General features: G+C 65.3%; 10 protein-coding genes. 5 read left to right on the forward strand and 5 right to left on the reverse strand.

Annotation, left to right across the window (positions count from 1 at the left end; translation table 11 throughout):
* A partial coding sequence (locus EN738_RS20635) for a GumC family protein (RefSeq protein ID WP_127285316.1) occupies nt 1-1,719 on the reverse strand: 1,719 nt, incomplete at its 3' end.
* A gap of 243 nt (nt 1,720-1,962) precedes the next feature.
* Between EN738_RS20635 and EN738_RS20640 the strand changes: the two genes are divergently transcribed.
* The gene (locus tag EN738_RS20640; protein WP_127285317.1) at nt 1,963-3,372 is read left to right on the forward strand and encodes a lipopolysaccharide biosynthesis protein; all 1,410 of its coding nucleotides are present in this window, start codon (nt 1,963-1,965) and stop codon (nt 3,370-3,372) included.
* Nucleotides 3,369-4,463 (forward strand): glycosyltransferase family 4 protein, encoded by a 1,095-nt coding sequence (locus EN738_RS20645; RefSeq protein ID WP_127285318.1) that lies wholly within the window; start codon nt 3,369-3,371, stop codon nt 4,461-4,463. The genes EN738_RS20640 and EN738_RS20645 overlap by 4 nt, the downstream gene beginning before the upstream one ends.
* Here the strand turns inward: EN738_RS20645 and EN738_RS20650 are convergent.
* Nucleotides 4,449-5,933 carry a hypothetical protein gene (locus tag EN738_RS20650; RefSeq protein WP_127285319.1) on the reverse strand — a complete coding sequence of 495 codons (1,485 nt, stop codon included), beginning with the start codon at nt 5,931-5,933 and terminating at the stop codon, nt 4,449-4,451. The two genes, EN738_RS20645 and EN738_RS20650, sit on opposite strands and share 15 nt — an antisense overlap.
* A 294-nt stretch (nt 5,934-6,227) precedes the next feature.
* Between EN738_RS20650 and EN738_RS20655 the strand changes: the two genes are divergently transcribed.
* Nucleotides 6,228-7,391 carry a GNAT family N-acetyltransferase gene (locus tag EN738_RS20655; RefSeq protein WP_245494590.1) on the forward strand — a complete coding sequence of 388 codons (1,164 nt, stop codon included), beginning with the start codon at nt 6,228-6,230 and terminating at the stop codon, nt 7,389-7,391.
* A 58-nt stretch (nt 7,392-7,449) separates the two neighbouring features.
* Here EN738_RS20655 and EN738_RS20660 read toward each other — a convergent pair whose 3' ends face one another.
* The 3 genes from EN738_RS20660 to EN738_RS20670 form a co-directional block, all read right to left on the reverse strand.
* On the reverse strand, nt 7,450-8,676 hold the full coding sequence (locus tag EN738_RS20660; RefSeq protein ID WP_127285320.1) for an NAD(P)/FAD-dependent oxidoreductase: 1,227 nt from the start codon (nt 8,674-8,676) through the stop codon (nt 7,450-7,452).
* Nucleotides 8,673-9,383 carry a WecB/TagA/CpsF family glycosyltransferase gene (locus tag EN738_RS20665; RefSeq protein WP_245494591.1) on the reverse strand — a complete coding sequence of 237 codons (711 nt, stop codon included), beginning with the start codon at nt 9,381-9,383 and terminating at the stop codon, nt 8,673-8,675. The genes EN738_RS20660 and EN738_RS20665 overlap by 4 nt, the downstream gene beginning before the upstream one ends.
* 396 nt (nt 9,384-9,779) lie before the next feature.
* Entirely contained in the window at nt 9,780-10,586 is an 807-nt protein-coding gene (locus EN738_RS20670; RefSeq protein ID WP_127285321.1) for a MerR family transcriptional regulator, read from the reverse strand.
* Between the two features lie 181 nt (nt 10,587-10,767).
* Between EN738_RS20670 and EN738_RS20675 the strand changes: the two genes are divergently transcribed.
* Together EN738_RS20675 and EN738_RS20680 are read left to right on the forward strand one after the other, a co-directional pair.
* Entirely contained in the window at nt 10,768-12,048 is a 1,281-nt protein-coding gene (locus EN738_RS20675; RefSeq protein ID WP_127285322.1) for a 4-aminobutyrate--2-oxoglutarate transaminase, read from the forward strand.
* A 34-nt stretch (nt 12,049-12,082) separates the two neighbouring features.
* A partial coding sequence (locus EN738_RS20680; RefSeq protein WP_127285323.1) for an aldehyde dehydrogenase family protein occupies nt 12,083-12,393 on the forward strand: 311 nt, incomplete at its 3' end.

A 12,393-nucleotide genomic window follows, 5' to 3' on the forward strand; every position in this document is an offset into this window, starting at 1 on the left:
AACCACGAGCACATTCTGTTCGGCTCGCTGCAGGCCGATCCCGACCATCGCGCCAGCGAGCCGTGCCTCGGCGCTGCTTTGCATCGAGGACACCAGCAACACAAAGGGTTTGGGGTGGTCGCTCAGGCGCCCGAGGATCTGCCGCATCAGCCTCAGCACGGCCAGCGACAGCGTTTCGTTGCCGGTCTCGAACAGCGACTTCCTCATCGCCTTGATGTTTGCAAGCGCCGCGCCCCCGGCGACCCCGGGCAAGCGGTATTCCCCGAAATCGGCCGGCACGGGCAGCGATCGGGGCTTGGCCTGCGGGCCATCCTTGGCTGGATCGACCGCCTGCGGAGCGTCCCGCCGTTGGATCGACGGATCATCCTGCGGCCGGCCGACCGGGCCCAGCGTCAGCGCGAGGCCGCATCCGGCCATGAGGCCAAGAAGGACGCTCACCGGCAGCAGCAGGGCCGGCTTTGGCCAGGTCGGCTGCAGCGGCGGCGCGGCGGCGCTTATGGTGCGCGCCTCGGATGTCTGGACACCCTGCAGCTGCGATGTTTCCTGCGCGCGCTTGAGGAAGTCGTCGAGCACGGTGCGGGCGGCCTGGGCCCTGGAGTCCAGTTGCCGCAACTGCACCTGCGCCAGGCTGGAGTCCTGCGACTGCTGGCGCAGAGCTTCGAGCTTGTCCTGCAGCTTTGCGGCATTCTGGACGGCGAGATCGTAGTTGGCCTTCAGCTGCTGCCTGATGCGTATCGCCTCTCCGGCCATGAGCCGGTTGATGCGATCGAGTTCGGATCTCAGGCGTCCGATCGCCGGATGGCGCGGCCCGTACATGGTTTCGAGGTTGGCGAGCTCGGTGGCGCGCTGATTGTAATCGTCGCGCAGATTGGCGGCCGCGTTCGAGGAGAGTATCTCCGAAAGCTTGGCGAGGCCTGCCGCGGAGGTGCCTGCCGCCAGCGCCTGATTGTATCTGTCCTTTGCCTTGTCGGCGTCACCCTGCGCGGCGATCAGCTGCGTCGTCAGCTGGTCGAGCTGCGATTGCAGCGTGCCGCCGTCGGTCGGATCAACGATCCTGTGCTGCGATTTGAAATCCTCGACGGCGCGCTCGGCGTCGCTGACGTCCTTCTGCAGGCCCTTGATCCTGTTGTTGAGAAGGGAGTTCACATCGTCATTGGCGGTTTCGCGCTCGCCGGCGAGGCTCGCCTTGTAGCGGTCGACGATGGCGTTGGCGAGGCGGGCCGCCTTCTCCGGCGACGGCGAGGTGAAGGAGACATTGATGACATAGGTCAGCCCTTCGCGCTCGACCGATACCGCTTTCTGGAAACGCTTGAATGCCGCGTCCTGCGAGGAGGTCCCTCCGAACAGGGACATGAGGCGCGATACCGGCCCGCGGGATGAAAACTCGGGATCGTTCTGGAGCTTCAGGCTGTCGAAGACGGTGCCCAGCAGGTCCTGCGATTCGATGACGAAGACCTGGCTTGCGATGGCGGCGCTGTCGGCCCCGATGCCCGGTAGGACGTTGTTGAAATTGGTCGCGCGCGCGTCGCGCGGATCGATCAGGATCGAAGCGGTCGCGGTGTAGCTGGGGCTCGTCACGGCAAGGTAGAGCAGCGCCAAAAGCAGCGCCGCGCCGGTGATGGCAAAGACCAGCAGGCGGCGCCCCCAAAGGATGGCCCACAACGGTCCGATATCGAACAATGGCGGAAGAGCGCGATCGTCGATCCTGGCTGGCTTCATTACCTTTCCCCTGCAGAGGCGCGGCGTCCCGACACCACTCTACACGGTCCAGTATTCAGGATTAACGTTAGCCTTTCGTTAAGGTTACCGAGGTGCTTATGCGATTCATTTCGCGCTAACGGTAACCATGAGCAGCGTTCGCGCTGGCGCGGTTGCGGGCTTTTGCTTTATTCAGGGGGCAGGTTTCAGCGTCGGCTCGCCTGCCGCGGGGGTTAGGCAAGTTGATTGCTGCAGGGGCCGACGTTGAGTGAGAATCAAGCCGATCGCGACGCCGTGGCCGGGAGCGCCAGCCCCGCGGCCGGCATGCGCATGCCCATCGTGGCGCTCGCCAAGAGCGGCGCGGTGGCCGGCGTCATCAAGCTTGCCAGCGCCGGCCTGTCCTTCCTGATGTTCGTCGCCGTCGCGATGGTGATGGACGGACGGCAGTTCGGCCTCTACAGCGCGACCTATGCCGGCGCCAGCCTGGTGTCTTTCTTTGCCTCGGTCGGCCAGCAGAGCACCGTGCTCAGGTTCTGGCCGCAATATGCCGGGCTTGGCGATCTCAACTCCGCCCATGGCATGATGGCGCGCGCCATTCTGGTGGCGCTGGCGGGGCTCATAGGCTCCAGCCTGTTGATCCTGCTGGTCGGATTCCTGCCGTTCATCGGCAAGGGCACGCCGGAATGGTTCTCGCTGTGCCTGGCGGCCGCAGTGCTGTCCTTCTCGCTCGGCTGGTCGGAGTTCACGTCCGGCGCCTTCCGGGCCAAGAACGCGCTGATATCCGGCCTTTTGCCGCGCGATATCATCTGGCGCGCGGCGACGATCGGCATCCTTTTCGTCTGCCATTTCATGCGCGTGGAGATGAGCGCGGTCGAGGCGACCTGGCTGACCGCCCTGCTGCTCATCCTGTCGGTCGTTCCGCAGACAGTGCGACTGGTGCGCGACACGGCGCGCGCGGAACGCGGCCCGCTGAGCGAAGGGCAGAAGCAGGAATTCAAGACGGTGACGCTTGGCCTGTGGGGCGTCACCTCGCTGCCGCCGGCGCTCGGGCAGGTGAGCACCCTGCTTGTGGCCATGATCCTCGGACCCGAGGCCGCTGGCGCGATCTTCGTCGCCGACCGAACGACGCGTTTCGTGGCGCTTGCGCTCAACGGTATCAACCAGGCGCTTGCGCCGCAGATTTCCAGCGCCTTCTACAGCGGCGACAGGGCGCATGTTCAGCGCATCACCAGCCTCGCCGCGCTCGGCAGCTTCGCGATCGCGCTGTGCGTGCTCGCGGCATTCTGGATCCTGGGCGGCTTCATCCTGTCGATGTTCAATCCGGCCTACGCCACGCCGACCATGCGGGCGACGCTCGTCATCTTCGGCATCGGCGCGACGTTCGGCACGGCTTGTGGCCCGATCGAGGTGCTGCTGCAACTGACCGGCCTGCAGCATGCGCTGTTCAAGGTACTGGTCGTCGTCAACGCGCTCGGCCTCGGCGCCACCGCCGTGACGACCTACTTCTTCGGCCCCATCGGCGCGGCTGTCAGCATCGCCGGCACGGTCATCGCCTGGACCGCCATTGCCGTGTCGATCGCCAAGCGTAGAATAGGCATCGATCCATCGGTCTTCGGCTTCACTATGGGAAGGCCGGCGCTCGCCGCCCGCGTGGCGCTGAAGGGGCGTATGTGAGGATCATCCAGGTCCAGACCCAGGCCGAAGCGGCCGGCGCGCAACGCATTTCCGACATGGTGGGTGAAGGCTTGCGGGCTCGCGGGCACGATGTGCGCACCGTTTTCATGTACAGGAAGACGGACGCCTTCGATGGCGATCCGCACGCGGATTTCGTCCTTGCCGAACCCCCGAAAGGATTGCCGGGACAGGTCCGCGCGGCCATCGGCCTTGCTGCCTATCTGCGCGCGGCGCGGCCGGATGCGGTCATCTCCTACCAGCACTACGGCAACATCTTCGGCACGATCGGCGCCCGGCTGGCCGGTGTCCGGCACATCGTCGCCAACCAGAGCGGTGCGCCGCAGACCAAAGGGGTGATGGGCCTGCTCTCGCGGATCGACAGACTGATGGGGGTGCTCGGCCTCTACCAGGCGAATGTCGTCAACTCGGCCTGGACGCAAGCGCAGTTCGATCGCTATCCGCAAGCCTATCGGCGGCGGATCCGGCGCATCGATCACGGCGTTCCCGCACCAGCTGATGATTTCGACAAGGCGGCGGCACGCGCCGCCTTCGGCTTGCCCCGCGATGCCTGGCTCGCCGTCTCGTCCGGGCGCCTGACGCAGATGAAGAACCAGATCGCGCTGGTTGGGGTGCTCGAGCGGCTTCCCGATGTCCATGTGGCGCTTGCCGGCGTCGGACCGGAGCGGGACGCGCTCGTCGACTTTGCCGGAAGCAGGGGCCTGGCGGACCGGCTGCATCTGGTCGGCGAGGTTCCTACGGCGCGCATTTTCGAATTCCTCGCTGCGGGCGATGCCTATGCGTTTCCATCGACGACCGAGACCTTTGGCCTTGCCTGCGTCGAAGCGGCGATTTCCGGTCTGCCGGTGGTATCGAACGACCTTGAAGTGATGCGCGAGGTGCTGACGGCCGAGGACGGCGAAGCGGCGGCGATCTTCGTCAACGCCGATGCCGACGGCATGGCCGGGGGGCTTGCGGAGATGCTCGCCAGGCCGGAACTGATGGCCAGGCTCTCCGCGGCGGGACGGCGACTGAGGGACAAGTACTCGCCGGCGAGGATGTGCGCGGGCTACGAGGCGCTACTGCTTCCCTGAACGCTTTCGCGCCGCCGCGATCCCGTCGATCACTTCCAGCCGGCCCGCGCGGTTGAGGGTGTGGATCTTCGGGTATGGCCAATCGCCTTCCGGGTCTATCGGCCGAGGCTGCGAAAGCCGCACCGTCCGCCGGTCGAGGTCCAGCAATTCCGACAGGCCAAGCCCGCCGCCGTAGCCGAGCGTTCCGTCCTGAACCGGAAGCAGGATACGGCCCTCCCGGTTGCGAACGAAAGCTCCGCCTGGGCGTGCCATACGAAGGTCGATCAGGACAGGGTTCATGGGATGCGGGGTCCACGGGCCGGAGAGCGCCGGAGCGCTGAAAACTACCAGCGCGTCGGACGTGCTGCCGTAACCGTCGCGATCGGTCGCGAACAGCCAAAGTTGCCCGCCATGCTCGAGCAGCGTCGCGTCGGAGATCTCGCCTTCGACCAGCACCGTCTCGGCGGCCCAGCGGTCCGGGAAGCCCGTGGCGCGATAAAGGGTGAGCCTGCCGCTGGCGCTGGCCTCCGGAAGCATCCAGATCGCGCCGTCACGCTCGAACACCTGCGGGTAGGAGAGGTGGTGCGGCTCCTCCAGCACGACCCTCGGCGTTTCGGGTGTGCCGCTCGCATCGAACGGCACGACTGAGATGACCGCCTTACCGGTCGCATGAGGGTAATCCTCGACGAACAGGAATGACCGGCCCCGCCACTCGAACGGAAAAGGGTCGGCGTAGAAATGGTCGCCCGGATCCGGCAGGACCGACCAGCCGGTTCCGAGCCGGCCTGTGTCCGCCACGTCGGGCGCATCGGTGAAGCGGTAGCCGACGCGCCAATGCGCATGGCGGTAGCCGACGCGCCTTATGGCCTCCCGGCCGAGCCGCGGCAGCGCGGAGGACAGATAGGCGGATGCAAAGCCAAACGCCGTCGCGCCTTTTCGACCCTGGGCGTCAGGCGTTCCTTCTGCCTGAAAAGGCCGGCCTTCGGCGAATGCCCGGGCGATCGAGACGACCAGGGTCCCGGCGCGGGCCAGCACATCCTCGGTGCCGAGCGCCGCCGATTCCCGCTTGTCCACCATCGGCCGAGCCCGGCCCACAACCGTCTTTCCGTCGAGGATGGCCTCGATGACCGGCAGCCTGCCTGCAGCGACCGCTGTAGCCGCCGACAGGTCGGAATTCGATCCGTCAAACAGAAGGCCAATCGTCGGGACATCCGACGGCGCCGCATTGCCGGCAAGGTCAAGTCTCAACGCGGCGGGCCGGCCGCCGGATCGTGCCTCGATCCTGTCCAGCGGAGCGCCGAGGCCGGGCGCTTTGCGTCGAAACAGGCGCTGCTCGAAGGCAAAGGCGAGCTTTGCCGCAGCCGGCCAGGCGGCCGCTTCGGCCTGATGCAGCACGGCCACGTCATGACCGTCGGCCCGAAGCCGCTCGATGACGAGCTCTTGCCATCGGCGAGGGGCGGATTGCGGAACAATCACGTCGATCGAGACCATGTCATTCCCGTTCGCGGTTGTATTGGTGCTCGGGCCGCAGACACTCGAAAAGAAATCACTTGGCTGAAAAAGCTTACCTTGCGGTTACACTTGAAATCCGGATGCGTGATTTGGGGAAAAATAAATCTCGACTGCCTCGGCCCGATCCTGCCGAGCGCCGAATGCATGACAGATTTGCAACCGGCGTCCCAACTCTTGCATATACCAAGTTTCTAACTTTCCTGCGATTTGCCTTGACGCGGAACGCAAGACGTCGTCGATAGATCGGGCCGCAGTCTGCCGGTTCGGATACATATGTTTGAAGTCACTGCCGAGGATTCCTTCGACTTCCGCTCGACGGAATATGCCGAGCTGTTCGCCAGCTCGGCGGCGACGGCCTTTCAGCACCCGATATGGCTGGCGCAGCTCTATGAGCGGATCGTCCGGCAAAGCTCCGCCACACCGCTGATCATCGTCGTGCGCAGCCGGCCGGGCGGCAAGCTCGCCATGGTCCTGCCGCTGGTCAGGCGCCGGTATACGCTGCTTAAAGTCGTGGAATTCGCCGACATGCGCGTTTCCGACTATGTGTCGCCGGTCACCGACGAGGAGACCTTGTCGCGCATCCTGGCGGACAGCCGCGTCGTCGCCTCGATCCGCAGGCTCCTGCGGCCCTATGATCTGCTGCGCATCGGCAAGCTGGCGGATCGCTCGCTCGCCATGGAGCGCCTGTTCGGCATTGAGAAGCGCGAAAGCATGGGCATGAGCGCCTATTCCAGCAAGCTGGAGCCGACATTTTCCGCCTGGCGCGAGCATCAGCTCGACCAGTCCTACCGCAAGGAACTCGACAAGAAATCCCGGCAGCTCGGCCGGTTGGGGGAGGCGCGCTTCAAGTGCGCCGAGACGATCGACACCATCCGTACCACATTCGACGCGCTCAAGGTCTATCGCGGCAAGCGCTTCGACGGCAGCAACGGCCCCGCCGACCTGCTGCAGCAGCCGTCCTATTTCGACTTCTATCTTGCCGTGGCGGCGGAAGGATGTGGCGGTTTCGCGCGCACCTACACGTTCTGGATGAACGACAGGGCGATCGCCGGCGCGCTTGGGCTTGCGCATAATGGCTCGCTTCTCGTCATCCTCGGCGGCTTCGACGAAGCCGGCTACAGGAAGCAGTCGATCGGCAGCCTGCTGTTCGAACAGATCGCGCGCGATTGCATCGAGCGCGGCGACCACTCCCTCGACTTCACCATCGGCGACGAGCCCTACAAGCGCATCTTCGGCGGCCGCCCGTCGCCGATGTGGCAGATATTCCGGGCGGGAAGCCCGCTCGGCTACGCGGCGCATCTGACGGTGGAGAAACTGCCGGCGGCGAAGGCGCTGGCGCGGCGCGTGCTGCACGGCAAGAAGGCCGCGCCCGATCGCGCGATCGCGGCGCCGGTTCCCGTGGACGAGGAGTTCAGTCCCGAGGTTCGAAAAACCTGAAGCGCGTGGCGCCTGGGATGGATGTTGGAGCGGCTTCCGGTGTGGAGATCAGCCCGCTCTAGGTCGCTGCTTCGAGCCTCGGCCTCTTGAGGCCGCGCAGCCTTGCGGCGAAACCGGGGCTCAGCCTGTTGATCCCATGCATGATGCGGCGGCGGCTGAAGTGGAGATGCCGGCGCGCGCGCCAGCGCAGATCGTTCTCGATGGTCAGGCGGCGGCGGAAATCCGCCAGCTGCAATCCGTGCGCATCCATCGCCAGCTTCGCGGGATCGCCGTAGAAGGCCGCGATTTTCGCGGCCGCCATGCCGGGGGAGGCCAGCCATTGCGGCACATGCGCCTTGCACAGGCGCTCGACGTCGGTGAGCAGACGGCTGACGCCTGTTCCCGCGGCCGGACAGGATGTCTGATAGGCGTCGCCGATCAGGACGACGCCGTCCTTCACGCAATTCTCGGCGACGGTGATGTCGGTCAGCCAACTCTCGACCTTATCCATCACCTCGAAATCGCCGAATGCCTTGACCAGCCCCGGCAGCGTGTCGATCAGCGTTTCCTTCGGCTGTTCGCGCAGCGTCTTCACCCAGGGGTCGCGATGATCCCTGAAGACAAACAGATTGGCGCGCGTGACGTCGGCGGCCGGGAACAGGTTGAGATAGTCGATGCCGTCCGAGGTCCGCTCGCCATAGTAGGTGAGCGCGGAATGCCTGAAGGCGCCCGCTCCCGCCGGGCGAAGGTTGAAGCCGAAGGTCAGCGACTGCCGCTGGTGGACGAACCTGCGTTCGATGCCGAGGTCGCGCTTCAGGATGTCGCCCATACCGGTGGCCAGCACGAGCAGCCTGGCGGTGACGTCGCCCTGTCCGAGGATCGACACGCGCTGGCGCTCGGCGCCTGCCTCCAGAGCGTTGACCCGGCCGGCGATGAAGCGGACGTTCTCGGGCAATGCCGCCCGCATGGCGTTGACAAGATCGTCGTAGAAGATGCCGTAGTGGCGCGCGTGCGTGCGGTCGAGAAGGCGCCCCTTGCGGATGTTGACGATCTCATCGAATGCGACGGCCGCGCCGGCGAGCCTGTCGAGCAAGCCGATCCGACGCAACTTTTCGATCTGGTCGCCGGCGATCTTCTCGACGCGGAATTCCCGGGGGAAGACGGCATAGCGATCGATCAGCGTGACCTGATAGCCGGCGCGGCCGAGCACGTTGGCCGCAAGCGTGCCGGACAACCCGCCGCCGACGATGACGATCTCCGTATCGATGCCCGCCGGCAGCGGAGGGCGGGACTGATCGGCGGTCATTTGGAATACCTCAAGATGGCGTAGATGGCCTGGGGGCTGGTTGTGAAATAGCGCCAGAAAAGCCGGCGCGGCTCCATCAGCACGCGCCACAGCCATTCGAAGCCTGCCTTCTGCACCCAGAGCGGCGCCCGCCGCACTTTGCCGGCAAGATGGTCGAAAAGCCCGCCCGACGTCTTGATGACGCCGACATTCGAAAGCCGCGAGGCAAAGTCGCGCACGAAGATCTGCTCGCGCGGAACGCCGAGGCCGAGCCACAATATGTCGGGCGCGAGCGCGTTGATCTCGTCGAGCTTCTTCTCAAGCGCTTCGCCGGCGAGGTAACCGTGGCAATTGCCGACGATGCGAAGGCCGGGATATCTGGCCCTCATTCCGGCGACGGCGCTGCGGTTCTCGGCCTCCGTCGAGCCGAGCAGGTAGAATGTAGTGCCCTCGCGCTCGGCGAGCGTGGCCACATCGTGAAAAAGGTCGGTCGTGGCGACGCGTTCCGGCAATTGGACCCTGCACAACAGGCGCGAGGCGAAAACAAGCGGCTGACCGTCGGCGAAGATCTGGTCGGCTTCGCGAAAGAGTCCGGCGGTTTCCGCATTGACGCGCGTCTGGGCGATGACGTCCCCATTGGCAGAGGTGAAATAATAGGGGCGGCTGCCGGAAAGGTGTCCCCGCGCCGCCGCGACCATCAGATGGGCCGCGTCCTGCCTGTCGATCACAGTGATCGGCAGCCCGCCGATCAAAACGGTCGGAAAGGTCGAAAGGCCTTCCGGAAGGGACGCTGCTTCCCGCCGCGCGGCGGCACCGGACGCAGACCCCTCAAAATCTCCCTGTGACTGTTCCATTGCCCTGCGCATTCGAGAAGTATTCCACCTTCGAATATTCTAGGTAAAACCCGCAGAAAGTTAAGCAATTCGTTAATCGTTAGTTAACTCGTCAATTTTTACTAAAACTATCTGCAACGACCGGATTCCTTGTTTCATCCAAGGCGTGTATCGAGGTGGTATGAGAGGGCAAAAACTCGCCGCCGAGTCGATCTCCGGGGAGTGGTGGCGGTGCCCAAAGTCCTGCCGTTTTTCAGGAGTCCGGGCGGCCGATGGGACGACCCGTCACGGTCAGAAGGTCGGCGGGGTGTTGATCCAGAGCAGGACGGTTTCGCCGTCGTGGCGATTGCGCCAGGAGTGGTAGCGGCGGCTCTCGAAATACAAGGAATCGCCCGGGCCGAGATCGAAGAACTGGTCGGCATCGAGCACCAGTTCCAGGCGTCCGGACAGCACGTGCATGAATTCCTCGCCTTCGTGGCGGTAGGCGCCTTCGCTGGCGGCGCCCGGCGCCAGGACGAAACGGTGGCAGTCCATCATCGTGCGGCCCTCGGCGAGAAGCTGCACCGTCACGCCCGGCGTGGTTTCCGGCCATGCGCGCCAGGCGCCGGCGCGCACGAGCGCCGGCACGTCGTCCCGCTCCTCGCCGGAAAGGCGTGAAACGGTGGTGCCGTAATACTGCGCCAGGTCGTGCAGGGTCTTGAAGCTGACGCCCTGGGATGTCCGCTCCAGCGTGGAGAGGGTGGAGGCGGCAATGCCGATATCGGCGGCAATCTGGTCCAGCGTCTTGCCGGCGCCGTGGCGAAGGCTGCGCAGCCTGCGGCCGAGGTCGGACGCATCCGTGGCGTCGGGACTGTCGGACGGCGCCTCGCTTTCCAGCGCCTCGCGGATGGCCGCCGGGTTGAGGCCGCGCTCGGTCCGATACCAGGCGATCTTCTGCAGCCGCGCCACATCCTCGGCGCTGTATTGCCGGTGGCCGGTCTCCGACCGTCCCGGCACCACGAGGCCCTGGCTTTCCCAGAGGCGCAGCGTCGAGGCAGAGACGCCGGCCGATTTCGCCGCCTCCGCCACCTTGTAGCGTACCGGCGTGGCATTGCTCATGAGCCGAATATTCCCGGTTGGTTTGTCTCTCAGCCCTGTTCAGGACCATCGCCGAAAACGGCGGCGGTTTGAAGCCGAAAACACCGCTTGCATTCTTGCAGAAAAAATGTAGGAAGTTTGTATATGCCTTGCAGAAATTATGCAAGATATCAAATCCCACCCCAGAGCGCAGGAGCGCATGATGGCCGCGACCACCCTCACAGACCGCAAGAATGCAGCGATTTCCCGCGGCGTCGGCATGACCACGCAGATCTATGCCGAGCGCGCCGAGAACGCGGAAATCTGGGACAAGGAGGGCCGCCGCTACATCGATTTCGCCGCCGGCATCGCCGTGCTCAACACCGGCCATCGCCATCCGCGCGTGATCGCGGCGGTGAAGGATCAGCTCGATCATTTCACCCACACCTGCCACCAGGTCGTTCCCTATGAAAGCTATGTGCGCCTGGCCGAGCGGCTCAACACGCTGACGCCGGGCGATTTCGCCAAGAAGACGATCTTCGTCACGACCGGCGCCGAAGCTGTCGAGAACGCCGTCAAGATCGCTCGCGCCGCGACCGGCCGCTCCGCTGTCATCGCCTTCGGCGGCGGCTTCCATGGCCGCACCTTCATGGGCATGGCGCTGACTGGCAAGGTCGTGCCCTACAAGGTCGGCTTCGGCGCGATGCCGGGCGATGTCTTCCACGTGCCGTTTCCGATCGATCTCCATGGCGTGACTTCCGAACAGTCGCTGGCGGCGCTGAAGAAGCTGTTTGCCGCCGATGTCGATCCGCAGCGCGTCGCCGCGATCATCATCGAGCCGGTGCAGGGCGAGGGTGGCTTCTATCCGGCTCCGGCGTCGCTGATGAAAGCGCTGCGCGAACTGTGCGACCAGCACGGCATCCTGCTGATCGCCGATGAGGTGCAGACTGGCTTTGCCCGCACCGGCAAGATGTTCGCGATGGATCATCATGCCGTGGCGCCCGACCTGGTGACCATGGCCAAGAGCCTCGCCGGCGGTTTCCCACTCGCCGCCGTCACCGGCCGTGCGGAAATCATGGACGCACCGGGACCGGGCGGGCTGGGCGGCACCTATGGCGGCAGCCCGATCGGCGTCGCGGCCGCCCATGCCGTGCTCGACGTCATCGAGGACGAGGATCTCTGCGGCCGCGCCAACCAGCTCGGCAACCGGCTCAAGCAGCGCCTGGAATCGCTGCGCGAGAAGGCGCCGCAGATCGTCGATATCCGCGGTCCGGGCTTCATGAACGCGGTCGAGTTCAACGACAGGACGACGAAGCTGCCGAGCGCCGAGTTCGCCAACAAGGTGCGGCTGATCGCGCTCGATAAGGGCCTGATCCTGCTGACCTGCGGCGTGCATGGCAACGTCATCCGCTTCCTCGCCCCGATCACCATCCAGGACAGCGTCTTCGGCGAGGCGCTCGACATTCTGGAGAGCGCGATCCTCGAAGCAAGCGCCGGCAACTAGCCGGAGCCCCCGTCCATTTTCCGGAGCAGATCACATGGCCTTCACGACCGCGTTGACCAAGCATGTTTCCTTCTCGTCGCGCTTCCTGCGCGACACCGGCTACATCGACGGCGTCTGGACCGCGGGCGGCGCGACCCGGACCTTCGACGTGCTGAACCCGGCAACCGGCGAGGTGCTGGCGTCGCTGCCCGACATGGGTGCCACCGAGACGCGGGATGCGATCACCGCCGCCCATGCCGCGCAGCCGGCCTGGGCGGCGCGCCCCGCCAAGGAGCGCGCCGCGATCTTGCGCAAATGGCACGATCTGATGGTCGCCAACGCCGATGAACTGGCGGCCATCCTGAC

It is taken from the genome of Mesorhizobium sp. M4B.F.Ca.ET.017.02.2.1 (assembly GCF_003998955.1).
GTDB lineage: Bacteria > Pseudomonadota > Alphaproteobacteria > Rhizobiales > Rhizobiaceae > Mesorhizobium > Mesorhizobium abyssinicae.

Coding starts and splice junctions, on each gene's coding strand:
- EN738_RS20650 (WP_127285319.1), bottom strand. CDS start 5,933: ATGGTCTCGATCGACGTGATTGTTCCGCAATCCGCCCCTCGCCGATGG.
- EN738_RS20655 (WP_245494590.1), top strand. CDS start 6,228: ATGTTTGAAGTCACTGCCGAGGATTCCTTCGACTTCCGCTCGACGGAA.
- EN738_RS20660 (WP_127285320.1), bottom strand. CDS start 8,676: ATGACCGCCGATCAGTCCCGCCCTCCGCTGCCGGCGGGCATCGATACG.
- EN738_RS20670 (WP_127285321.1), bottom strand. CDS start 10,586: ATGAGCAATGCCACGCCGGTACGCTACAAGGTGGCGGAGGCGGCGAAA.
- EN738_RS20675 (WP_127285322.1), top strand. CDS start 10,768: ATGGCCGCGACCACCCTCACAGACCGCAAGAATGCAGCGATTTCCCGC.